The organism is Streptomyces sp. GbtcB6 (assembly GCF_019091475.1).
Taxonomy (GTDB): domain Bacteria; phylum Actinomycetota; class Actinomycetes; order Streptomycetales; family Streptomycetaceae; genus Streptomyces; species Streptomyces hyaluromycini.
Genome location: NZ_JAGXJL010000018.1, coordinates 157,289 through 179,350, shown reverse-complemented (window position 1 = coordinate 179,350; position 22,062 = coordinate 157,289). Strand labels below are relative to the sequence as shown.

General features: G+C 70.9%; 21 protein-coding genes. 14 read left to right on the top strand and 7 right to left on the bottom strand.

Annotation, left to right across the window (positions count from 1 at the left end):
* Positions 1-27: 27 nt before the first annotated feature.
* The 3 genes from KVT45_RS28920 to KVT45_RS28910 form a co-directional block, all read right to left on the bottom strand.
* Entirely contained in the window at positions 28-444 is a 417-nt protein-coding gene (locus KVT45_RS28920; protein ID WP_217552040.1) for a hypothetical protein, read from the bottom strand.
* 2 nt (positions 445-446) lie between these two features.
* Positions 447-2,975, bottom strand: coding sequence for a hypothetical protein (locus KVT45_RS28915; RefSeq protein WP_217552039.1), 2,529 nt, complete (start codon positions 2,973-2,975; stop codon positions 447-449).
* Between the two features lie 174 nt (positions 2,976-3,149).
* Complete coding sequence (locus KVT45_RS28910; protein WP_217552038.1) at positions 3,150-3,323, bottom strand: hypothetical protein; 174 nt, start codon at positions 3,321-3,323, stop codon at positions 3,150-3,152.
* Between the two features lie 299 nt (positions 3,324-3,622).
* Between KVT45_RS28910 and KVT45_RS28905 the strand changes: the two genes are divergently transcribed.
* The 9 genes from KVT45_RS28905 to KVT45_RS28865 all read left to right on the top strand — a co-directional run bounded on the left by KVT45_RS28905 (position 3,623) and on the right by KVT45_RS28865 (position 8,089).
* A complete protein-coding gene (locus tag KVT45_RS28905) occupies positions 3,623-4,420 on the top strand; it encodes a hypothetical protein (protein ID WP_217552037.1) in 798 nt (265 codons plus the stop codon).
* Between the two features lie 12 nt (positions 4,421-4,432).
* Positions 4,433-4,633: a hypothetical protein gene (locus KVT45_RS28900; RefSeq protein ID WP_217552036.1), complete on the top strand. Its 201-nt coding sequence runs from the start codon at positions 4,433-4,435 to the stop codon at positions 4,631-4,633.
* A gap of 2 nt (positions 4,634-4,635) precedes the next feature.
* Positions 4,636-4,803, top strand: coding sequence for a hypothetical protein (locus KVT45_RS28895; protein ID WP_217552035.1), 168 nt, complete (start codon positions 4,636-4,638; stop codon positions 4,801-4,803).
* An 88-nt stretch (positions 4,804-4,891) separates the two neighbouring features.
* Entirely contained in the window at positions 4,892-5,098 is a 207-nt protein-coding gene (locus KVT45_RS28890) for a hypothetical protein (RefSeq protein ID WP_217552034.1), read from the top strand.
* Positions 5,095-5,493: a hypothetical protein gene (locus KVT45_RS28885; protein WP_217552033.1), complete on the top strand. Its 399-nt coding sequence runs from the start codon at positions 5,095-5,097 to the stop codon at positions 5,491-5,493. Before KVT45_RS28890 ends, KVT45_RS28885 begins: the two co-directional genes overlap by 4 nt.
* Complete coding sequence (locus KVT45_RS28880; protein WP_217552032.1) at positions 5,490-5,726, top strand: hypothetical protein; 237 nt, start codon at positions 5,490-5,492, stop codon at positions 5,724-5,726. Before KVT45_RS28885 ends, KVT45_RS28880 begins: the two co-directional genes overlap by 4 nt.
* Before the next feature lie 269 nt (positions 5,727-5,995).
* Positions 5,996-6,886 (top strand): hypothetical protein, encoded by an 891-nt coding sequence (locus KVT45_RS28875; protein ID WP_217552031.1) that lies wholly within the window; start codon positions 5,996-5,998, stop codon positions 6,884-6,886.
* Positions 6,883-7,800, top strand: a complete 918-nt coding sequence (locus tag KVT45_RS28870) for a hypothetical protein (protein ID WP_217552030.1) — start codon at positions 6,883-6,885, stop codon at positions 7,798-7,800. Before KVT45_RS28875 ends, KVT45_RS28870 begins: the two co-directional genes overlap by 4 nt.
* A 67-nt stretch (positions 7,801-7,867) precedes the next feature.
* Positions 7,868-8,089 (top strand): hypothetical protein, encoded by a 222-nt coding sequence (locus KVT45_RS28865; protein WP_217552029.1) that lies wholly within the window; start codon positions 7,868-7,870, stop codon positions 8,087-8,089.
* A gap of 251 nt (positions 8,090-8,340) precedes the next feature.
* Here the strand turns inward: KVT45_RS28865 and KVT45_RS28860 are convergent, their stop codons facing one another.
* On the bottom strand, positions 8,341-9,579 hold the full coding sequence (locus KVT45_RS28860; RefSeq protein WP_217552079.1) for a helix-turn-helix domain-containing protein: 1,239 nt from the start codon (positions 9,577-9,579) through the stop codon (positions 8,341-8,343).
* Positions 9,580-9,727: 148 nt separating this feature from the next.
* Between KVT45_RS28860 and KVT45_RS28855 the strand changes: the two genes are divergently transcribed.
* Positions 9,728-10,162 (top strand): DUF6415 family natural product biosynthesis protein, encoded by a 435-nt coding sequence (locus KVT45_RS28855; protein WP_217552028.1) that lies wholly within the window; start codon positions 9,728-9,730, stop codon positions 10,160-10,162.
* A 62-nt stretch (positions 10,163-10,224) separates the two neighbouring features.
* Here the strand turns inward: KVT45_RS28855 and KVT45_RS28850 are convergent, their stop codons facing one another.
* Positions 10,225-11,796: a recombinase family protein gene (locus KVT45_RS28850; RefSeq protein ID WP_217552027.1), complete on the bottom strand. Its 1,572-nt coding sequence runs from the start codon at positions 11,794-11,796 to the stop codon at positions 10,225-10,227.
* A gap of 34 nt (positions 11,797-11,830) precedes the next feature.
* Here KVT45_RS28850 and KVT45_RS28845 point away from each other — a divergent pair, with 34 nt between their 5' ends.
* The 4 genes from KVT45_RS28845 (at position 11,831) to KVT45_RS28830 (ending at position 18,331) form a co-directional block, all read left to right on the top strand.
* Complete coding sequence (locus KVT45_RS28845; protein WP_217552026.1) at positions 11,831-13,516, top strand: FAD-dependent oxidoreductase; 1,686 nt, start codon at positions 11,831-11,833, stop codon at positions 13,514-13,516.
* Positions 13,513-14,991 (top strand): ATP-binding protein, encoded by a 1,479-nt coding sequence (locus KVT45_RS28840; protein ID WP_217552025.1) that lies wholly within the window; start codon positions 13,513-13,515, stop codon positions 14,989-14,991. The genes KVT45_RS28845 and KVT45_RS28840 overlap by 4 nt, the downstream gene beginning before the upstream one ends.
* On the top strand, positions 14,988-15,341 hold the full coding sequence (locus KVT45_RS28835) for a UBP-type zinc finger domain-containing protein (protein WP_217552024.1): 354 nt from the start codon (positions 14,988-14,990) through the stop codon (positions 15,339-15,341). The genes KVT45_RS28840 and KVT45_RS28835 overlap by 4 nt, the downstream gene beginning before the upstream one ends.
* A gap of 113 nt (positions 15,342-15,454) precedes the next feature.
* Complete coding sequence (locus KVT45_RS28830; protein ID WP_217552023.1) at positions 15,455-18,331, top strand: helix-turn-helix transcriptional regulator; 2,877 nt, start codon at positions 15,455-15,457, stop codon at positions 18,329-18,331.
* A gap of 16 nt (positions 18,332-18,347) precedes the next feature.
* Here the strand turns inward: KVT45_RS28830 and KVT45_RS28825 are convergent, their stop codons facing one another.
* Together KVT45_RS28825 and KVT45_RS28820 are read right to left on the bottom strand one after the other, a co-directional pair.
* Positions 18,348-19,649 (bottom strand): SGNH/GDSL hydrolase family protein, encoded by a 1,302-nt coding sequence (locus KVT45_RS28825; RefSeq protein ID WP_308310889.1) that lies wholly within the window; start codon positions 19,647-19,649, stop codon positions 18,348-18,350.
* Positions 19,646-21,994, bottom strand: a complete 2,349-nt coding sequence (locus KVT45_RS28820; protein WP_217552022.1) for a glycoside hydrolase N-terminal domain-containing protein — start codon at positions 21,992-21,994, stop codon at positions 19,646-19,648. Before KVT45_RS28820 ends, KVT45_RS28825 begins: the two co-directional genes overlap by 4 nt.
* Between the last annotated feature and the right edge of the window lie 68 nt (positions 21,995-22,062).

The following is a 22,062-nucleotide window of genomic DNA, read 5'->3' as shown; positions in this document are numbered from 1 at the left end:
CTGGCTCAAGTTGTGGCGTGTACATGGTCACGATTCAGGGGTGGTCCGGAGCAGCTCCAGGGCGCCCCGTACCGGGCACGCCGGGTGGTGGCAGTCCATCGGCTGGCACGGGTCGCAGCGGGGAGGGCCGAAGCATTCCACCGGCACGTACCGCCAGGCGGATTGATCCCAGCGCCAGGGCTCGGGGTCGCGGGGGTGCTGCCAGCAGCCGGAGCGCTGGACCCGGCACTGATGGCATTCACCCGGGAAGTCGGGCGGCGGTCCGTGGAATGGACGGGGCGCCGGGCGCAGGTAATAGCCCGCCTTGTCGGCCGGGACGATATGCCACCCGCAGTTCTCGTGATGGACGATCACGTGACGGCCACCGCCGCGCCGCTCGGTGTGGATGGCGAACGCGTTCTCCGCCGCCTCCCGGCTGGAGTACTTGTTCTTCCAGCAGTCCATGATCAGTCCTCCGTTCCGAGTGAGCACCAGGGCGCATGCCCGTCTTCCTCGGCCAGGTCCGGGTCACAGGTGCACGGGGCCGGTCCCGATCCGTTCGGACTCGGGGGAGATGGGGGAGATGGGGGAGACGCTTTCGGCTCTTTCTCTACGTGTGCACTCTCTTCACGTGCGCGCTCTTCACGCGGTGAAGAGAGTGTTTTCGCTGACGCGTAGGAATATCCATCTCCCCCATCTCCCCCATCTCCCCCGGATGATGTTGATTCCGCCTCGTCCACCACTTGGATCACATACTTCGTGACGTGGCCGTGGCCGGTGCCGGACTTCACCAGCCGCAGGCCGCCCCGGATCTGATTGAGGACGCCCCGGTACGCATAGGCGAGCTGCCTGTGCCAGTCCTTCGGGGTCGTGTCCTCCAGACCGGGCGGGGTGATGGTCGGCCGGTCACCGGTGAAGGAATTCGCTCCCCGGACCTGCCGCCAGTCCTTGACGTCGGCAGCGGTGAATTCCATGGATCCGAACGTGTCGGCCAGCCATGCGAAGTGCTCGGCCCACTGGGACCCGGTCCAGTCGGATTCGGTTCGTTTGGCCCGCAGGCCGCCGAGGAAGCCGGTCACCCCAGCCGTCTGGAGAATGCCGCCCACGGTCCTCTCCCACCGGGTGAACGAGCCGAAGGACTCGGCCCCCGGGATGAAAGGGCACCCGGCCGCATACCAGGCCCTCACGAGCGTGAGGACGGCGCTCAGGAGTTCCGCACGGTGCTCTGTCGCCCATTCCTTGAGGTCCGGGTGCCGGAAGGAATTCGCCGGGCGGTCCTGCGGGTTCGCGTACGCCGGGTGCAGCCGGATCCAGTACACCCGCCGCGATATGTCGCCCTCGACGGAGACGTTGTTCCCGAGGGCCACCCAGGTAGCGGTGTTGGGCAGCTGGATATTCTCGCTCACCCCAAGCACCCGGTCCCTCCAAAAGGGCGTGGTGAGCACCTGGGCCAGGGCCCTGCCTTCGAGCTTGTGCGCCTCGTCGAAGACGACCAGGGGATTGCCGCTCCGCAGCGTGGCGGTCATCTGCTTGCGGACTTCCTCATTGCTGCCGGACAGCGGCTGGGTGACGGCCGCCTCGCCGGTCGCGAGAATCGAGACGACGTCGGCGAGCAGGTTCTTTCCGACCCCCATCTGAAGCCCGTCGACAACGGCCAGCGGTGCGAGATCGATGCGGTCCCGGATGAACGGGGTCAGCAGCAGCGCCAGCGCCCCGGCCCGGTCGCTTTCCTCGGGGAACGGGAAGTCCCCGAGGAGATCCACCGTCAGCAGCTTGACGGCCGACGTGATCTCCTCCGCCGTCGGCTCCTCGGGCACGGTGACGCTCAGGCCGTCGTCCAGCTCCAGCCAGGTCCGTGACGCCGCGTCATACCCACCGGCGGCGCACACCGTGCCGTCCTCGCGGACGAATGGCGCCCGGACGATCCGGGTGACCGGGGTGTACGACGTCGCCCGGCCGAGCACCGCTTCAACGGTCGGCGCGTCCGGCCACGCGTCCTCGAACGAGGCGGGCCGGGTGGTGGTCGCCTCCCGATAGGTGAAGCACGCGCAGGTGTCCACCAGGACGTTGAGGAACCTGCTCCGCTCCAGCGGCTCCAGCTCGGCACCCTTGCGCAGCGTGATCGCCCCGCCGTAGTCGAACAGGATCTCCCCGTCCCACTTCGCCGTGAGCGCCTCGGTGATGTTCTCGATCACCGCCCGCCGGTCGGCGTTGACGATCACGCTGGCCCGGCCGCCTGTGTCCGGCGGATCGACCGGATCCGGCTTGCGCGCTTTCTGCTTGGGCCGACGCCCGAGTTTGCCGGTGGCCATATCGGAAATCTTGGCGAGGTAGGACGTCCGGCGGTCCTCGGGACGGCGGCCCAAGACGTCGTCCAATCCCTCTTTGGACTTCGCTCCGGCCAGCCGGGCGAATACCACCTCGTCGGCACCCTCGACTTCGAGCGCTTCTTTGATCCCGGCCGCCGCGTCCCAGACGTCGGAGTTCGCCGAGATATCGGCGTCGAACAGGACGATCACCTTGCGGCCGTCGGCCCAAGACAGGTCGGCTCCGGCCCAGTTGTGGCACCCGGGCACGCCCGCGATTCCCCATTCCGGCGGTGCCCACGAAAGGGCTGCGTGAGTCTGCTTCGTGCCCTCGGGGAGAAGCACCGGTGCATCACCGGTCGGCTCCCGGAACACCGCGACGAACGAGCCGCAGCCCTTGGGGAGCAGGTACTTGTGGATCTTTCCGTCCGGGGTCTCGATCGGAACGTCCGGCCGGTACTGAGGCACCGGCTCCTCACGTCCCGGCACGGGCCACCAGAACAGGATCCCTTTCTCGGCTTCGCCGAGGAATCCGTGCCACGGCCCGTAGATCTCATCCGGGATGTCCTCCGGCCCGGTGACCGACCGGATGCCGAATTCCTCGATCACGTCGTCTGTGATCGCCTGGCTGTTCAGGAACGCGCGGTGCTCGGGGCTCAGCCCTGTCTTTCGCTCGGGCCGGTCATTCACGGCATCGCCGTGTTCGTTTATGCTGGACATGGAACCCTCTGGTTGACGTGGTGGCTGATCCCTTCTGTGCCAATCCGGGTTGTCATTCGGTGTAGCTGATCCCTTCACCGGGTCGTCGTGTCAGTGATCCCTTGAAACGCCCTCGGCCTGAGCACCCGGGGGCGTTTTGCTATGTCAGGAGTTCTCGCCCTTCACGGGCGCGGACGCGAGCAGCGAACGGAGCCGGTCCCACTGGGCCGGGGTGAGCCGTTCCTTGGCCCGCTCGATACGGGTGATCAGTCCGTCGGGTCCGGAGCCCTTGGCACGCGCTTCCAGCGCCGCAGGGCTCATCGTGTACGGACGGGGCATTCGGAGCCTCCGGGGCGTCTCGTCGGACGCGCTTCCGGCTCCTCGGTCCGTTCCGCGCTGCTTCTGTACTAATTCTGCCGGGCCGATTCCCCGGAAAGCCAGAGCCACAGGGCCCTCGATTCCGGGCCTAATGGCAAGAGATACTCGCCGGCCGTATCATTTGGGATCCATTATTGGATTCGCTTATTTCGACCAGCCAAAAGAAAGGGACGGTGACCGCCGGAGGTCAAGCCCACGGTCACCGCACCCCGTGAATAGTTTAAGCTAATTCCTGACGCCGGATTACCGGGGAGGAATTCGTGACGCGTTATCTCACTTCGCAGGAAGCCGCCGACCACCTCGGTGTGCGGTCCGGCATTGCCGCCAACAAGATCATGGGTGAGTACGGCTGCCGGAATCAGACCGTGAGCCCGACTGGCATGGCGACCTGGCTCGCGGCCGACGTCGCCCGGGTGGTCGTGGACCGCTACGGCCAGGCGCTCCGGCGCCACCCCGAGGGGCTGGTGACGTACGCCCGCGAGGTCCGCCGTCAGCTCCGGCCGGACCCTCCGGCGACCGTGACCCTGACCGACGGCCGTGTGGTTCTCCGCGACCACCGGGCGGCCCTCACCGACAGCCTCGCGCAGGCGAAGATCAGCCCTCGGGAGCGGATCACCTCCGTCGGCCCCGACGCCGTATGGATCTTCGGGAAGGCCGCCCTGACGGCCGCCGCGTCACCCAAGGTCGACGGGTGCCGCCACTGCCTCGCCGTCGCGCTCACCCCGCCGGGAGTCGACCTCCCGGGCCCGGAGCCGGAGTTCACCGAGCTGCTCGGTCCGGCCTGCGAGCAGGACCGGAAGCGGTACGAGGCGGCCCGCGCCCGGATCGCGTCGGCAGCTGCCGCCAGGACGGCCAGGACGGCGCCTGCCCGGAGGCCGCAGACGGCCCGCAGGACGGCCGGACCGGTGCCCCGCGTCTACTGGTCCAGCCAGGCCCAGAACGCCCGCAGGCTGGCCGCCGACGCCCGCGCACGGGGCAAGTCCGGGGAAGCCGCCCGGCTCGAAGGCTGCGCCCGCGACTACGACGCCCGCGCCCGGCGCGGCGACCCGGTGACGTGAAGGGAGTTGACCGTGAAGCGCACCACGAAGACCCGCACCCTCGGGACCGAGCTGCCGCCCGACCTGAAGACCCGCGCCAGGGCCGCCGGGGTCGATGTCCACGCCGTGGCACAGCGCGCGGCGGACGCCCACGGCCATCCGTCGGACCGGGTCGTCCGCCGCGCGATCATGCGCGCCGTTGAGGCCGCCGAACGACGCCGGAAGAGGAGCTGACGATGCCTCAGTACAAGCCCCATCAGCCCGGCGAGGCACCGGCCAAGCCGGACCGTGATCACAACGGCGTCCAGCGGTTCGCCGGTCGGCCGCAGCGGGACCCCTGCCCGACCGGCATGGTCCGGGACCCGGCGAACGGTGAGTGCCGCCCCGAGGGAGAGCAGCAGTGATGGCCGAGATCTCGGGGCGCCGCCCGCCCACCACCCTGTCCGGCCGACGGCCGACGGAACAGATCACGGGGAAGCCGAGGACCGGATCATGAGCGCGCCGAGTCGGGGCGTGGTGCTCGGCGCGACGGCCGACCGGGACGCCGTGGCCCATCAGCTCCGGGCCCTCGGGGAGTGCCGGGCCCGGGACATCGCGATCTTGCTGGAGTGCTCGATCAGCTCCGTCATGACGCGGCTCGAAGAGCTGCGCCGGAGGGGCCGGGCCGACCGCGACGGAGCCACCTGGAGGCCGGTATGAGCCGTGATCTGACGCCCCAGCAGCGGGCGGTGCTGGAGCAGTGCCGGGCCGCGATCGAGGACTTCGACCGGCAGCACGCCGAGATCGTCGGCCGCGTCGTGGAGTACGCCCGGCAGCGGACCGGGGTGACCCTCGGCCGACCGGATCCGGACTCCCGGCCGGACGAACTCCCCTCGCCCTGGTGGGACTGGACCCCGCGCCGGTTCCTCCGCTACGTGGACGCGTTGCAGAGGGCGGCCGGGACGCTGGGGCTCGAACGCTTCGCCGACCGGGACGAGGAGTTCACCCTCCGCGATCTGGTCGAGCTGACGCGGGAGATCGATCTTCGCGAGGGCTGCAACGCAATGGGGATCTTCGGGGAGGCCGACCGGCTCGCGGAGGGGCCGACGTCATGAGCGCCGACGGCCGGATCCGCTCACCGTTCGCGACCGGCTTCCCGCCCGGTCCCGCCATCGTCCGGCAGATCAAAGACGCCCTGTCAGCTTTCCACCCGATGACCGCCGAAGAGCTGGCCCGGCGCATCGGGCACACAACTCCGAGGCAGATCCAGGAAGTTGAAAACGTCCTGCTCTACCTGCGGGGACGGAGTGAGGTCCGGCAGGCCGATGACGGCGGCTGGCTCTCTTGATCATCCCGAGCCGGTGACCTTGATCCACAACTGAAGCGGCGACCGCCGGGGATGGAGCCCCGACGATCGCCTAGGAGATCGACTAGCTAGGAGTCGATGACCATGCTGAGCAAGATACTTCCTCCCCTTCCATTCCCCTCACCACCGCCGGGGAATGGTCTTCACGGCCGCTCTCACGCGCTTGACCTGCACGAACGGCCAGGTTTCCCTTTTTCCCCGCTTCCCCTCGGGCCCGCCTCTGACGCGCGCGTACGCGAGGGAGGCGCGCGGTGAGCAAGTGGAGCGAGGCGGCCGACCGCACGGCGCACCTGAGGCGGCTGGTCCGGGAGCTGCGGAGCATCCCGGACCTGACCGGCGAGGAGTTCCGGCTCCTGCTCCGGATCTTCGATGACGAGGCGTGGGAGGACATGACCGAGGCGCGCGGTCTGCGCGGTCTGCGGCGCGCACCCGGCGGGGTGTCCCGGTGGGATCTCGGCTGGCGGCTGGTGGTCCACCTGCGCGGCCGGTTGGACTTCTACGAGGTGCGGGACCGGGGCCATCAGCTCGTCACCGGCCTCGGTCTGAAGCGGGGCATGCACACCATGCCGGACGACTTCGATCTGACGCCGCAGCAGATCGCCGAATGCATGATCGCGGCGCACCGGAAGCGGCGCGGCTCGGTGCTCATGGTGCTGCCGGGTGACCGGTCCGACCGGGCCGAGCTGTGGTTCGGGATGAGTGGTCAGCTTGCCCAAGTGGCCGCAGCCCAGGATGAGTTGGCCGGGTGGCACAGGGCGGCCGAAGCCGAACGGAAGGCGGAGCGCGAGGCGGAGCGGTCGGCCGCCGGGCCGCACCCGGATGATCTCGCCGCGTCCCTGGCCCACCAGCGGGCGGTGTACGAGGAGTTCGCCCGGTCGGCCGGTGCCGGAAAGGCGTCCGGGAACGGGGCTGCGCGCCCGTCTGGCGTCCTCGGGGGCCGGGTCCGGACAACCGTGTGCGACGACGTCCGCGCGGTCCTGAGGGACGTTCCTGGCGGCCTGTCGGCGGCCGAGATCGCGAGCAAGACAGACCGGGCCCTGTCCAAGATCTACGCCTGCCTCAACGAGGGGCTCGGCACCGGCGAGTACGTCAAGATCCGCAGGCTCTACACCGTGGCACCGAAGATCGAGGAGCAGTCATGATCACCCGCAAGCTGGCCGCGACCCTCGGTCTCCTCGTCCCGGCGGTGATGGCGCTGGGCATGTCCGCCGACACCTCGTACCGGTTCCTCGGGACCGTCCTGCGGATCACGGCCCCGGCCGAGCGGGGCGCCCTGTGCGGCACGGCGGAGGCGGCGGTGATCGCCCTCGCCCTGTACGCGTGGGCCGCCGGTGCGCGGTCGGCCGCGTGGCTGGCGTACGGCGTCGTCCTCGTCCAGGCCGTCCCCGCCTTCGAGATCTCCGGCGGCATGGGCGGGGCGGTCCGTACCGCTCTCGGACCGGTCCTGCTGGCGGTACTCCTGCACCTGCTCCTCGGTCTCGAACTGAGACTGTCCGGCACGTACCGGTCCGGTCTCGTCGGCGACGCCCTGCGGGAGGTCCGGGAGCGGCTGACCGCGTACCTCGGCATCGGGCGGCGGGGCGCCGATTCGGCGGCCATCGCCCGCAGCCGGGCCGCTGACCGCGCGGTCGTCCTGGCGGACCGGGTGGCCGGAACGAAGACCGGGACGCGCCGGTACGCCCGGCGCACGGCCGCCCTGGCGGACGCCGTGGACCGGGCCCGTCACGGGCTGAATCCGAAGGATTCACGGGCGGCTGAGTCGGCCATCGTCGCGCGGGTGGTGCGCCGGAAGTCGGCGGGTGATCTCGCGGTGATCGACGTCCGGCACGACTGGGCCGGGGCGTACCGGGACGACGGCCAGGACGTCCCGGCACAGGACCGGGACGAACCGGTACCCGTACCGGCACAGGACCGGTCCACGGCGGACATGATCCGCGAGCTGATCTCCGAGGGCGTGACCAAGCCCCCGGAGATCTCTCGCCGTCTGCTGGCTGACGGGGTGTCGGCAGAGCCGGGGTACGTCCGCCGGATCGTCCGCAAGGTCAACGGCAGCTGATCAAGGCGCCTCAGCCCGGGATCACTGAGGCGCCTTTTCCATGCCCGGCGGCCGTACGCTGACCGGCATGACGCAACAGCTCGGGGCGGTGTTCCCGCCCCATCCCCAGCTCATCGGCCGGATAGCCGACTGGCTGTCAGATCACCCCGGCGCGACCGTGGACGAGATCGCCGCCGGGATCTTCCCGGGAAAGGTCACCGGACCGGGCCGGATCACCGACACCCTGCGGACCATGGCCGGACAGTGCCGCGTCCGCCAGGACGGCGGGCGCTGGTTCGCGGCGGGCTGACCGGCGAACTGCCCCCGTCCCGGGGCGTTCCGGCCGCCAGGAGACGCGTTCGGCCCCTCGGGCGGCCAACTCCGCGCACCCGCACCCCTGCGGCCCGCAGACGGCCGCAGGGCGCTTTGGATCACCCGGGGAGACGAGTCCCCGATCGGTATTCGGACATATCGACCAGCGACGTTCCCAACTCCGTGACGTGGTCAGCCGGTTGGCCAACCCGCCATAGCCGTTGGAGGGTTGACGCCGGCGAGGGGTGATCAGTCGTAGGTGCGCAGCGCGGCCACCAGCTGGCGGCCCTCCGGGGCGCCCCGGCGCAGGAGCACGGCGGCCGTGGTGTGCAGTTCGTTCCAGGCGTGCGGGCGGCCGATGGCCGACGCGTCCGGGATGGCGTCCAGGGCCACGGTGAGGGCCTCGGCAGCTTCCCCGGCCGCCGCGAAGGCGTGCGCCAGACAGGTCCGGTACCAGGTCTTGTCCCGCCGGTAGTCGTCCGGGAGGGCCTCCAGACCGATCGTCAGGTGATCGACCGCCGCCCGCCACTCGCCCAAGTGGAGAGCGGCCATACCGCGTTGCAGGGTGAACCAGGTCTCGCCGTAGAAGTACATCCACGGTGGTTCGTCCTCCGGGTGCTCGGCCGCCCGGCTGATCATGTCCTGCGCCTCGTCCAGGAGGCGTTCCGCGTCGTCGCCGTCGCCGTTCAGCGCGTGGCCCCGGGCCGCCATCTGCGCGGCCATGCCCTGGATCCCCAGGGACGTCCCGGGGGCCGACCAGCGCGCCGCGTCGGCCAGCCGGACAGCCCGGTCTCCCCGGCCGCCGGACCACGCCATGTGGGCCTTCATGGACAGGGTGGTCGCCGCCATGTTGGCGTCCCCCGCCTCCAGGGCCCATTCATGACTGCGGTCGTACCAGGCCAGCGCGGCGGCCGTCTGGCCCTGGTCCTGTGCCATCCACGCGAGGAACTGGGCGTGTTCGGAGGCGAGGCGGACCACGCGGTCGGCCAGCGGACCCCGGGCGCTCGCGTACAGGTCCACCACCGTGCCGAGCTGCTGGCGCATGATCCCGACCAGCGGGCGTGAGCCGATCTCGTCCTCTGCCCGGCGGTGCTCGGCCAGGAGCCGGTCAAGCCAGTCGAGGGTGGGCGCGTCGACCTTGTGGCCGTTGCTGACCACGGTCGTCACCCGGGTCAGCAGATCGTCGTCAGGGCCCGGTCCCGGGAGGACCAGACCGGCGACCGCCTGAGCCGGTGCCGTGGACCCCGCGCGGATCAGGTCGGCCGGGATCTGGAGACCGGCCGCGATCCGCTGGCGTACCTCGACGGAGGTCACCCGCCGCCGTCCCCGCTCGATGTCCGAGACGTCCGGCTGCACCAGGCCGACGCGCTCCCCGAGCTTGGTCTGAGACAGGCCGGTGAGCTTCCGGTAGGTCCGGAAGACGGCGCCCCAATCCTCGGCGGCCACCGCAGCGATGAGCTGCGGATGGGTCCACAGATCGGGGCTCATGTTCTCCATGGATCGAATATAGGGCGCCGCTATAGGGCCTTGGGATGGCTGGAATCGGCGGTCCCTCGAAATGGTCGGTGGACAGATCAGACCCCGGCGGCCTGGCAGGGCCCCGGGGCGTGGCCGACGCTTCGAGGGAGCGACCGACATGACGCAAGCTACCGACCACCCGACGGCAGCGGCAGAGGGGGACCGGCTCCCGCCGATCGACGTCCCCGCGATGCGCGCCAGCGCACGCCGTCTGCTGTCCGGGGACGCCGGGGATCCGGCCCCCGACGAGGTACCCGTGATGATCAGCACGCTGCGAGGGCACCTCGAACTGATCACGCCCGTGGTGGAGCGGGTGGCCGCCCTGAAGCCGGACGACGACCGGGGATGGACCGTGCCGGTCAACTGCGCGATCATCGCCGCCGCCGACACGCGCCGGACGATGCGCGTGGAGACCCCGTCCGGCCGGGAGTCGGCCGTGAGGCACGCCCGCCGCCTGGCCCGGCGGCTGAACGCCATGTGTGATCACTTCCAGACCCTCGTCAGCGATCATCCCGAGACGAGTGATCAGCCCGGGGAGCACCCCGAGGTATAGCCCGCACAGACCGAGGCCCGGCCGTCCTCCCCCGACGGCCGGGCCTCGCTGTGTCCTGATGATCAGATCTTGAGTCCCCATTCGGTGAGCAGATCCTCACCGTCCTCGTTCACGAACTCGATCCGGTCGGCCGGGGCCGGGGACACGCTGTCGGCAACGCGCCGGACCCGGGGCGTGCCGAACATCTCCGGGTTGAGCAGATCGGCGACCAGAGCCCGCTTCACGGGGAGCTGGGCCGCCTCCCACGCCGACCACGCGGCGGCCCGATCGGCATCCGGCCCGAGGTCCAGGTGATCACCCGCCGACGGGCGTGGGGTCAGATCCTTGATCTTGCTCTCCAGCTCGGTGATCTCTCCGCGCAGCTTCTCGATCTTCCGGCCGATCAGGTCGGCCGCCGCCGGGGTGGCCGGGTCGGCATCCTCGAACTCCTTCAAGCTCCGCTGCTTGGCCGTCAGCTTGCCCCGGGCGTCGGCAAGCTCGGCGCTCTCCTCGTCGGCCGGAGCGCGGTAGAGGTGCGGGGAGGTCAGAAGCCGGATGATCAGCCCGTGGTGCTCGGCGTCGCCGATCATGAAGGCGTCGGTGGCCGCCTTGTCGATCGTGAAGCAGTCCCGGTCCCAGCACCGGTACACCAGGCGGCCCTCATACGCGTCACCGCCGGGCCGGACCGACACCTTGCCGCCACAAGTGGAGCACCGGAGCACGCCGGTCAAGACGTGCTTGATCTGCGAGCCGGTGTGGGTCTTGCGATCCGGGTCGGCCAACAGCTCTTGCACGGCGTCGAACAGCGCGGGCTCGACCAGCGCGGGCCAGTTGCCGGGCCGCTCGGTCCCCTTGTGGACGCGGATGCCTGCATACGCCTTCCGGCGCAGCATCTGACCGAGGTTCTGCCGGGAGAATGGCACGCCGGGCACGGTCTCGCCGTCGACCGTGCGATCCCGGCTCTTGATCCCCCGCTTGAGCCAGTCCTGCTCGACGGCGCGGATCGACTCGCGCTCCCGGCCGTTCCACCCAGCGACGCGCTCGAACAGCTCGATGACCAGGGGGCCCTCAACCGGGTCGGCGTACTGCTCGACCGGCCGCGACCGGCCGTCCACCACCGCGTACCGGCGGGCGAATCCGAACGTGAGCTTTCCGTGGACTCCACCGTCCGCCACGGCCGAGTCCACCCCTCGCTTGGTCCGCTTGCTCAAGAGCCGCGACTCCTTTTCCGCATCGTTGATCCCAGAGATCAAGTCGTGTCGGTCCTGGTAGTTCGCCGGATTGTAGGTGCGCTCGTGGGTGGTGATGTGGATCAGGTAGCCGCCCGCCTCGCAGGCGTCCACCAGGGCCACGCCCCGACCAGTCTCGCGGGCGAGCCGGGAGATCTCCCACAGAGACAGCACGTCGCCGGGCTCGCCGAACTCTCCCGACTCAAGATCAGCTAGCAGCTTCTCGAAGTCGTCGCGGATCTTGGTGGCGAACTTCGAGGCGGAGCCGGTGTCGGTGTAGGGCTCGCCCCAGGTCCACGGACCGTGATCGACTTCGGCCGCAAGGTTCTCCCGGTGCTGATCACTGATGCTGCGCGCCGTGCGCCCCTTCCCCTTGCTGACCCGCAGATACTCCCTGGCCATCCGGGTCCTTACCGCTGTTGCCATGGCCCGCCTCCCCCTACGCCGTTAGGGTTTTCGTATGTCGCCTTCTGGGTCCTCTTCCAAATCCACCGTAGGTGTAATCATGACCGTGGACGACGACCCGGGGGTGTCCCGTGCCGTCGCCCGGGACCTGCGCCGCCGCTACGGCGCGTCGTACCGGATCGTGCGCGCGGAGTCCGGGGACTCGGCGCTGGAGGCGCTGCGGGAGCTGAAGCTGCGCGGCGACCTGGTGGCCGTGATCCTGGCCGACTACCGGATGCCGCAGATGAACGGCATCGAGTTCCTGGAACAGGCCCTGGACGTGTACCCGGGCGCGCGGCGGGTGCTGCTCACCGCGTACGCGGACACCAACGCGGCGATCGACGCGATCAACGTCGTCGATCTGGACCACTACCTGCTCAAGCCCTGGGATCCCCCTGAGGAGAAGCTCTACCCCGTCCTCGACGACCTGCTCGACGCCTGGCGGGCCAGCGACTACAAGCCGGTCCCGGCCACCAAGGTCGTCGGGCACCGCTGGTCGGCGCGGTCCTCGGACGTGCGGGAGTTCCTGGCCCGCAACCAGGTGCCCTACCGCTGGTACTCGGTGGACGAGCCGGAGGGGCAGCGGCTGCTGGCCGCGGCCGAGGCCGACGGGGCGCGGCTGCCGCTGGTGATCACACCGGACGGCACGCCCCTGGTGGAGCCGGAGGCCCCGGAGCTGGCCGCGCACGTGGGGCTCGCGACGACACCGACGGCGGACTTCTACGACCTGGTGGTGATCGGCGGCGGCCCGGCCGGGCTCGGCTCGGCCGTGTACGGGGCGTCGGAGGGGCTGCGGACCGTGCTCGTGGAGCGGTCCGCGACCGGCGGGCAGGCCGGGCAGAGCTCGCGGATCGAGAACTACCTGGGCTTCCCCGACGGCGTGTCGGGCGCCCAGCTCACCGACCGGGCCCGGCGGCAGGCCGCCAAGTTCGGCGCGGAGATCCTGACCGCCCGCGAGGTCACGGGACTCGAGATCAACGGGGCCGCGCGGGTGGTGCGGTTCGCGGACGGCTCGGCGGTCGCGGCGCACAGCGTGATCCTGGCGACCGGAGTGCAGTACCGGCAGCTGGAGGCGGAGGGCTGTATCGACCTGACCGGCTGCGGGGTGTTCTACGGCTCCGCGCTCACCGAGGCGACCTCCTGCCAGGGCCAGGACGTGTACATCGTCGGCGGCGCCAACTCGGCGGGCCAGGCGGCGATGTACCTGTCCCGGTTCGCCAAGTCGGTGACCCTGCTGGTCCGCGGCGCCGACCTGTCGGCGTCGATGTCGTACTACCTGATCCAGCAGATCAACGAGGCCCCGAACATCGCCGTGCGCAGTCACACCGTGGTGGACGCCGCGCACGGCGTCGAGCGCCTGGAGCAGCTCACCCTGCGCCATGTGCAGAGCGGGGACCGGGAACAGGTCGACGCCCAGTGGATGTTTGTCTTCATCGGGGCGGCACCGCTCACCGACTGGCTCGGCGACACGGTGCTGCGGGACGAACGCGGGTTCATCCTGGCCGGGCCCGACCTGACCGTCGACGGACGGCCGCCGGCGGGCTGGGAGCTGGACCGGCCGCCGTACCACCTGGAGACCAGTATTCCCGGCGTGTTCGTGGCGGGCGACGCACGCGCCGAGTCCGCCAAGCGTGTCGCGTCCGCCGTCGGAGAAGGAGCCATGGCAGTGATGCTTGTCCACCGGTATCTGGAGCAGTCATGAGCGGGCAGCCGATGCCGTGCAGCCCGAAGGAGATCGGCGCGCTGTTCCTGTTCGAGAAGCTGGAGCCGGAGCAGCTCGGGCGGCTGTGCGCGGCGGGCCGGGTGGAGCTGTTCCAGCCGGGCCCGGTCTACACCGAGGGTGACCCGGCCACCTGCTTCTACGTGATGGTCGAGGGCACGGTGGTGCTCTCCCGGCAGGTCGGCGGGGACGACGTCGAGGTGACGCGGACCTCGCAGGCCGGGGTGTACGCGGGCGCGATGCAGGCGTACCTCGGGGACCGGGTGCGGCAGGCGTACAACAACACGATGCGGGTGACCGAGCCGACGCGGTTCTTCGTGCTGCCGGCCGACACGTTCGCGGACATCATGCGCGAGTGGTTCCCGATGGCCGTGCACCTCCTCGAGGGCCTGTTCTTCGGTTCGAAGAACACCCAGGCGGCGATCGGGCAGCGCGAACGGCTGCTGGCGCTCGGCTCGTTGTCCGCCGGGCTCACCCACGAACTCAACAACCCGGCCGCGGCCGCCGTGCGGGCCACGTCGACGCTGCGCGAGCGGGTGGCGAAGATGCGGCACAAGCTCGCCATCATCGCCGGAGGGCCGTTCTCGCGGGAGCAGTTGGCGGGTCTGATCGAGATCCAGGAGCGCACTGCGGAACGGGTCGCCAAGGCGTCGTCGCTCAGTCCGCTGGAGGCCTCCGACCGCGAGGACGCGCTCACCGACTGGCTGGAGGACCGCGGCATCGACCGCGGCTGGGATCTCGCGCCGACGTTCGTGCAGGCCGGGCTCGACGTCGACTGGCTGGAGCAGGTGGCCGCCGCCGTCGACGAGGAGATCCTGCCGAACGCGGTGGGCTGGCTCAACTACACCATCGAGACCGAGCTGTTGATGAACGAGATCGAGGACTCGACCACCCGTATCTCGCACCTCGTCGACGCGGCCAAGCAGTACAGCCAGCTGGACCGGGCGCCGTACCGGGAGGTGGACGTGCACGAACTCCTCGACAGCACGCTGCTGATGCTGTCCGGGAAGATCGGGCAGGACATCCAGGTGGTCAAGGAGTACGACCGTACGGTCCCGCCCGTCCCCGCGTACCCCGCCGAGCTCAACCAGGTGTGGACCAACCTCATCGACAACGCGGTCTGCGCGATGAAGGACGGCGGCGGCAGCGGTGACGGACACGGCACGCTGACCGTGCGGACCGCGCTCGACCACGAGCAACTGCTGGTCGAGTTCCGGGACACCGGGAGCGGGATCGCGCCGGAGATCAAGGACCGGATCTTCGACCCCTTCTTCACTACCAAGCCCGTGGGGCAGGGCACGGGGCTCGGTCTGGACATCTCGTGGCGGATCGTCGTGAACAAGCATCACGGCACCATGCGGGTGGAGTCGGAGCCCGGCGACACCCGGTTCCAGGTGCTGCTTCCGCTGACCGCCGAGGCGCCCGACGAACCTGAGACAGCTGTGGAGGCAGTATGAGTGGCGACACCGCCATCGACCCGAACGTTCCGCCGAGCGGTGCCGGGTGTGTGGAGTGCGATGCGGCGGGGGGCTGGTGGTTCCATCTGCGGCGGTGTACGCAGTGCGGGCACATCGGGTGCTGCGACGACTCGCCGGCGAAGCATGCGACGGCGCACTTCCATTCCACCGGGCATCCGATAATCCGTAGTTACGAGCCGGGCGAGGGGTGGTTCTGGAACTACGAGACGGATGAACTGTTCGAAGCCGGGCCGGAGTTGGCGCCGCCGGTGAGTCATCCTGCGGAGCAGTCGGTGCCGGGTCCTGCGGAGCGGGTGCCGGAGGACTGGGCTCGGGTTCTGAGGGGCTGAGTGCCTAGGGGGTGGGGGGTTCTGTGGTGACGGCGGCTGCGGGTTGAGTGTGGCTGGTCGCGCAGTTCCCCGCGCCCCTGGTATCTCGGCTGAGCCCTTGTCAGGATGTGGGCGTGTCAGAGAGATCGTTTAGCACTCCCCTGATCGGTCGGGACGAGGAACTGCTCCGCCTCGGCGGAGTACTTGAGCGTGCCCGGAACGGGCGCGGGCAGGCCGTGCTGGTCGCCGGGGACGCTGGGGTCGGTAAGACTCGGTTGCTCGACGAGACGGCGGCTCGGGCAGCCGCCGCTGGGGCCATCGTCGTCACCGGGCACTGTGTCGATCTCGGGGACGTGGGGCTGCCGTATCTGCCCTTCACCGAGATCCTCGGGGTGCTGGCGGGTGATGAGCGGTTCTCGGGGGTTCTCGCCGCCCATCCGGCTGTTGAGCGTCTCCTCGGTGCCGCCTCGGACTCCTCCCGCGATGCCGACGCACGGCTGCGGCTCTTCGAAGGCGTGGCCGGGCTGTTCGCCGAGTTGGCGGCTGCCGCGCCGCTGCTGCTGGTCCTGGAGGATCTGCACTGGGCCGACCAGTCGTCCCGGGACCTGCTGCGGTTTCTGCTGAGCCGGGGGGTGCTGCCCCGGCAGTTCGCCGTGCTGGCGTCCTATCGTGCCGACGATCTGCACCGGCGGCATCCGCTGCGGCCGCTGCTCGCCGAGTTGGTCCGGCTGCCCGGTGTGGAGCGGCTGGAGGTGCGGCGGCTGGCCGATGCCGAGGTGGCGCGGCTGGTGCGGGCACTGCAGGAGCGGCCGCTGTCCGAGGCGACCGTACGGGACATCGTCGAGCGGGCCGAGGGCAACGCCTTCTACACGGAGGAGCTGGTGGCCGCCGCCGACACGGACGGGATGCCCACCGGGCTCGCCGATCTGCTGCTCATCCGGGTCGAGCAGTTGTCGGAGACGGCCCAGCAGGTGCTGCGGACGGCCGCGGTGGCCGGGCGCCGGGTGGGGCACGATCTGCTGCGGGACGTGGCCGGGCTGCCGGAGGAGGAGCTGGAGTCGGCGTTGCGGGAGGCGGTGGGGCGGCAGTTGCTCGTCGCCGGGGACGGGGGCACGTACGCCTTCCGGCATGCCCTCGCGCGCGAGGCGGTGTACGGCGATCTGCTGCCCGGGCAGCGGTCGCGGCTGCACGGCGCGTACGCCAGGCTGCTCGCCGCGCGCGGGGGCGGGGCGGAGACGGCGGCCGAGCGGGCGTACCACTACCGGGAGAGCCACGATCTGCCCGAGGCGCTGGCCGCGTCCGTGGAGGCCGCGGGGCACGCCCGGCGGGTGGGTGCCCCGGCGGAGGAGCTGCGGCATCTGGAGGCGGCGCTGGACCTGTGGCCGGCCGTGCCGTGCGAGGCGCGGCCCGCCGGTCAGGGGCTGGACCCGGTGGCCTTGACGCTGCGGGCGTCGGCGGCGGCCGTGCACTCCGGTGACGCGCACCGGGCGGTGTCCCTGACCCGGGCCGCGCTGGCCGGCACCGGGCAGGACGCGGATCCCGAACTCGCCGCCCGCGTGCGCTACACCCTCGCGGGGAACCTCATGACCGTCGACAACCTCGCCGCCGCGTTCGCCTACAGCAGCGAGGCGCTCGCGATGATCCCCGCCGAACCGCCGTCCCGGACCTGGGTGTGGGCGGCGGCCACCCATGTCATGGCGGCCCGTCAGATCGGTGACGACGACACTGCGTTGCGGGTCGCGCGGCAGGCCCTGGAGGTCGCCGAGCGGATCGGTGCCACCGCCGCCCGGGCCGATCTGCTGATCTCCCTGGCCCGTCTGGAGGGCGGCGGGCGCCGCACCCTGCAGGGGCGGGAGCGGCTCCAGGAGGCGCGGGAGCTGGCCCGGTCGGCCGGGGACACGCCGGTGGAGATGCGGGCGCTGTACAGCCTGGCCATCGGCTGCTTCGAGTCGGGCGAGCTGCGGGAGTGCCTGCCGTGGATCACCGAAGGGCTCGACCGGGCCCGGCGATCGGGGCTGCTGTCCTCGCCGTATGCCCTGGAGATGCGGTATCTGCGGCTGCTGGTGCTCTTCACGCTGGGGCAGTGGGACGAGTGTGTGCGGGTGGCCCGCGCGGATCCGGCGCCGGGTTTCGCCGAGGGGCCCGTTCTGTACATCGCGCTGGCCCGGGGCGAGCCGGATGTCGTGGAGCGGGCAAGGGCGTTGCTCGGGGAGCCGTTCGACTGGATGGGCACGTTCGTCGGGGGAATCGTGCTGACCGACGCGGCCGCGTTGCGGGGTGATCCGGAGGAGGCCGTGGCACGGGCGCGGGACGCGGTCGCGGTGCTCTCCGACGAGTTGGGGCGGGCGCCGTACGTGACGGTCCGGCTCGCCGCGCTCGCGCTCGCGGCGGTCGCGGACCGGGCGGCGGCCGAACGGCGCCGCGGCGGGAGCACCGACCGCTGGAGTGGTGTCGCCGGTGAACTGGTGGAGCTGGCGCGGACGACGGCCGCGGGGCAGGGGCCGGAGGGGCAGGCCTGGCTGGCGCGTGCCGAGGCCGAGTGGACCCGGGCCCTCTCCGGGCCCGACACCGCGGCCTGGGAGAAGGCGGCGGCCGCGTTCGCGTACGGCGACGTGTACGAGGCGGCCCGGGTGCGGCTGCGGTACGCCGAGGCCCTGGCGGCCGACGGCCGGCGTACGGAGGCCGGGGAGCAGGCGCGGGCGGTCCGGGAGACGGCGGCGGCCCTGGGTGCCCCGCCGTTGCTGGAGCGTGCGGAGGCGCTGCTGCGCCGGTCGGCGCCGGCGGAGAACTCGGTCTCGCCGCTGACCGCACGCGAGCAGGACGTGCTGCGGCTGCTGGCGCTGGGCCGCAGCAACCGGCAGATCGGCGAGGAACTGTTCATCTCCGGCAAGACGGCGAGTGTCCATGTCTCCAACATCCTCGCCAAGCTGGGCGCGGCGAGCCGTACGGAGGCGGTGGCGATCGCCTACCGGGAACGCCTGATCACCCCCGGGCCGACGGCGCAGGGGTGATCAGACGGGGGGTGGTTCAGTGGTCGCAGTCGAGGCTCGCCAGGTCGACGGAGTCGGCCATGGCCTGCATTCCCTTGTCGTTGGGGTGGATGTGGTCGCCGCCGTCCAGGAACGGCAGCATCCGTGCCTGGTCGTAGGGGCTGCGCAGGATCCGGTCGAAGTCGGCGATCCCGTCGAACTCCCCGCTGGTGCGGATGTACTGGTTGACCTGCTGGCGTACGGCCTCGCCGGCCGGGTCCCACTCCGACCAGCCCTCGAACGGCCCGACGGTCGAGGCGACCACGCACTTCCCGGCCGCGTGCGCCCGCCGGACGACCTCCTGGTAGCCGGCGATCAGGTCGGCCGCGGTGACCCCGGTGTGGGCCTTGATGTCGTTGACCCCCTCGAAGAGGAAGACGGTACGGACGCCCGGCTGGCTGAGGACGTCGCGGTCCAGCCGGTTGAGGGCCGCCTGCCCGGCGCCGTCGGCGAGGACCTTGTTGCCGGAGATCCCCTCGTCGGCCACGCCCTTGACCTCGGTGTCCGCCTTCTGGAGACGGCGGGCCAGGTAGTCGGGCCACCGGCGGTTCTGGTCGCTGGTGGACGCCCAGCCGTCGGTGATGGAGTCGCCGAGCGCCACCACCGCCCCGGTGTCCGGGTTCTTCGGCCGTACGGAGACCGAGTCCAGATACCACCAGGAGCCGGTGGTCTCGGTCCAGTTGGCGGCGCTCTCCTCGGCGGTGTGGTCGCCCTGGGTGGCGTAGGAGGTCTGCATGGCCATCCAGTGGCCGGTGGCGGGGCCGGCCGCGTCCGGGCTGTGCAGGCTGACGACCAGGTTGCTGCCGGCGGGCAGGCTGCCGGACAGCGGGTCGCTCCACGCGGTGGCGCCGGCCGGCACGGTGACCGTGCCGGCGCCGTCGAAGGTGAGCCGCTTGTTGCTGCCCGGCTTGAGGGCGGCGCCCTGGCTCTGCAGTCCGGCGTAGACGCTGTCCAGGGTCAGGGGCCGGTCGCCGAACGCGTTGGAGAGGCGTACCCGCAGATCGCTGCCGGCGGCGCTGGTGTGCACGACCAGCCGGTAGCCGCGGTCGGCGGTGCCCTGTCCCATCTGGTCGGCGCTGGCCCCCCAGGTGACCACGTCGTGCCGGGCGGAGGCGGTGGACCGGGAGGAGGAGGGAGCGGTCCCGGCGGAGGGCCGGGAAGAGGACGCAGAGGAGGACTGGGACGAGGACTGGGAGGAGGGCTGCCACACGGGTGCCGCCGTGGCGGACCCGGTCTGGCAGGCGACCGTGGTCAGTAAGACGGCGGCGAGGCCGAGGAGCCGCGCGTAGCGGCCGGTCACCGCGCCAGGTCCTTGAGCGTGACGGACGCGCCGGGCTTCAGCGTGATCGTCCGGGTCTTTCCGCCGTAGGCGACCGTGGTCGTACGGCCGCCGACGCTGCGGATCCTGGCCTCGGTCGGCTTGCCGTCCCGCCAGCTCAGGTCGACGACGAAGCCGCCGCGGGCGCCGGCCCCGGTGACCTTGCCGGAGGCGGCCCAGGCGTCGGGGAGGGCCGGCAGCAGCTCCAGGTGGCCCGGGCGGGAGTACAGCAGCATCTCCAGGATCGCGGTCGGGGTGCCGAAGTTGGCCTCGATCTGGAAGATGCCCCGGCCTTCCTCGACCTGGTAGATGTCGAAGAGGTTGGGGGACGTGCCGTTGCTGCCGTTGTCGGAGGGGCGGAGGTTGCGGACGACGAGCTGGTAGGCCTTGTCGGCGTCCTTCAGCCGGGACCAGCACAGCGAGCGCCAGGCGTTGGCCCAGCCGAAGCTGTCCATGCCGCGGGCGGTGAGCAGGGCGGTGGCGCCCTTGACGATGTCGGCGGGGGTGGAGCCGTCGGGGCGGATCCGGTCGCCGGGGAAGAGGTTGATCAGGGGCGAGAGGTGGCGGTGGGTGGTCTCGCCGAGGTTGTCCGGGGACATCCACTCCTCCAGCCAGCCGGTCTTGGGGCTCACCACCGGCAGGTAGAGGCGGTCGCGGAGCTTGCCGATGGTGCCCGCGTATCCAGCATCCCTCTTCAGCTCTGCGGCCGCAGTACGGAAGTTCCCGAACAGCATCCACACCTGTTCCTGGGCGTAGGTGATGCCCTTGGCGTCCAGCGGTCCCTGCTCCGGCGACCAGTCGCTGTCCGCGATCAGCACCTCCCTGCCGTCGTCCAGGGTGGTGGTGAGCAGCCGCGCCTCCCAGAACTCGCAGGCGCCCTTGAGGAGAGGGTAGATCTTCTCCAGGTGGGCCCGGGACTGGGTGAACTCGTAGTGCTCCCAGAGGCTCTGGCACAGCCAGGCGTTGCCCGCCGGGTGCCACCACCAGCCGCCTCCGCCGAAGGGGTTGGTGGAGATGGCGACGGTCCAGCCGGCCACCTTGCCGCCCGAGTTGCGGTAGCGGTTGCGGGAGTCCTGGAAGAGCCGCTGGGTGAGGTCGGTCCAGGAGGGGAGCTGGTCGACGCAGTAGTCGGTGTATGCGTCGAAGCACTGGGACAGGCCCAGCCGGTCGGACATCCAGTAGTTCATCTGGATGTTGATGTCGGTGTGGTAGTCGCCCATCCAGTCCGGGTCGTTGCCGTCCAGCCAGATGCCCTGGAGGCCCATCGGCAGGCTGTCGCGCGATCCGGCGATCATCAGATAGCGGCCGAACTGGGCGTAGGCGGCCTCGAGTTCCGGGTCGGGGTCGCCGGTGTCGGCGCGGGCCTGGATGCGCGCCCAGGTGTCCAGCTCGCGCTGGTCGGCGGTCGAGGTGCCGAGGGAGAGGTCGAACTGCCCGAACAGCGCCCGGTGGTCGGCGGCGTGGGTGCGCAGCAGCGAGTCCGCGGTGTGCCGGGCGGCCGCCTTGACCTTGGTGCGGGCCAGCGCCACCGGGTTCACGGACGGGTCGCGGTAGTCGGCGGCGGCGTCGGGCGCGTAGTCGGTGCCGCCGCTGAGTACGACGGTCAGCTCGCGGCAGTCGGTGAAGGTGATGTGCGAGCCGCTCACCCGTACGCTGCCGCCGCTGCCGTACGCCTTGACGGCGGCCCCGTACTTCAGTCCGTTGGCGAAGGAACCGGCGAACGACTCGGCGGTGCCGCCGGTCTCCCCGTGGGTGCCCTCGAAGGTGATGGTGCCGGTGTAGCGGCCCCCGCCGTCCTGGCCGAAGTGCAGCACGATCACGTCGTCGGGACGGCTGGCGAAGATCTGCCGCCGGTACGTCACTCCGGAGCGGACGTAGGACGCCGTCACCACGCCGTTGTCGAGGTCGAGGGTGCGGCGGTAGTCGGATACGGCGCCCAGGTCGTGGTCCGGTATCTCGACGACGAGCCGGGCGAGCAGGGTGAGGGAGCCGAAGTCGGCACGCCCGTAGGGGAACTGGCCGTCGGAGTCGAGGGTGTCGTTCAGCCCGCCGGTCCACAGCGTGGCGTCGGTGACCAGGAGGAGCTCACGGCCGGAGTCGTTGCTCGCGAGAGCACCGAGCCGACCGTTGCCGATGGGCAGGCCCTGCGTGATCATCGACCCGTCGTCGGCGGGCGCCTGCCACCAGAGCTGGTGCCGGGGAGAGGTGAGCGGCTCGGAGGACCGCAGCGGCGCCGCGGAGGCGGTGAAGGAGGGAAGCCCGGCGAGGGCTCCGGTGGCCGCGGCGAGGGCGAGGAAGCTTCGTCTGCTGGGCTGGTTGTTCTGCATGACTGGTTCCTTTGAAGTCAGGCGGGGGAACAACGCGCCCCCTCAGGGGCGCTGGGGGTGCCCCCGGC

What these genes read in the sequence shown, in the direction of transcription:
- KVT45_RS28920 (WP_217552040.1), bottom strand. Translation starts at nt 444, where the DNA reads ATGGACTGCTGGAAGAACAAGTACTCCAGCCGGGAGGCGGCGGAGAAC.
- KVT45_RS28910 (WP_217552038.1), bottom strand. Translation starts at nt 3,323, where the DNA reads ATGCCCCGTCCGTACACGATGAGCCCTGCGGCGCTGGAAGCGCGTGCC.
- KVT45_RS28895 (WP_217552035.1), top strand. Translation starts at nt 4,636, where the DNA reads ATGCCTCAGTACAAGCCCCATCAGCCCGGCGAGGCACCGGCCAAGCCG.
- KVT45_RS28890 (WP_217552034.1), top strand. Translation starts at nt 4,892, where the DNA reads ATGAGCGCGCCGAGTCGGGGCGTGGTGCTCGGCGCGACGGCCGACCGG.
- KVT45_RS28885 (WP_217552033.1), top strand. Translation starts at nt 5,095, where the DNA reads ATGAGCCGTGATCTGACGCCCCAGCAGCGGGCGGTGCTGGAGCAGTGC.
- KVT45_RS28880 (WP_217552032.1), top strand. Translation starts at nt 5,490, where the DNA reads ATGAGCGCCGACGGCCGGATCCGCTCACCGTTCGCGACCGGCTTCCCG.
- KVT45_RS28870 (WP_217552030.1), top strand. Translation starts at nt 6,883, where the DNA reads ATGATCACCCGCAAGCTGGCCGCGACCCTCGGTCTCCTCGTCCCGGCG.
- KVT45_RS28865 (WP_217552029.1), top strand. Translation starts at nt 7,868, where the DNA reads ATGACGCAACAGCTCGGGGCGGTGTTCCCGCCCCATCCCCAGCTCATC.
- KVT45_RS28860 (WP_217552079.1), bottom strand. Translation starts at nt 9,579, where the DNA reads ATGAGCCCCGATCTGTGGACCCATCCGCAGCTCATCGCTGCGGTGGCC.
- KVT45_RS28855 (WP_217552028.1), top strand. Translation starts at nt 9,728, where the DNA reads ATGACGCAAGCTACCGACCACCCGACGGCAGCGGCAGAGGGGGACCGG.
- KVT45_RS28850 (WP_217552027.1), bottom strand. Translation starts at nt 11,796, where the DNA reads ATGGCAACAGCGGTAAGGACCCGGATGGCCAGGGAGTATCTGCGGGTC.
- KVT45_RS28845 (WP_217552026.1), top strand. Translation starts at nt 11,831, where the DNA reads ATGTCGCCTTCTGGGTCCTCTTCCAAATCCACCGTAGGTGTAATCATG.
- KVT45_RS28840 (WP_217552025.1), top strand. Translation starts at nt 13,513, where the DNA reads ATGAGCGGGCAGCCGATGCCGTGCAGCCCGAAGGAGATCGGCGCGCTG.
- KVT45_RS28835 (WP_217552024.1), top strand. Translation starts at nt 14,988, where the DNA reads ATGAGTGGCGACACCGCCATCGACCCGAACGTTCCGCCGAGCGGTGCC.
- KVT45_RS28820 (WP_217552022.1), bottom strand. Translation starts at nt 21,994, where the DNA reads ATGCAGAACAACCAGCCCAGCAGACGAAGCTTCCTCGCCCTCGCCGCG.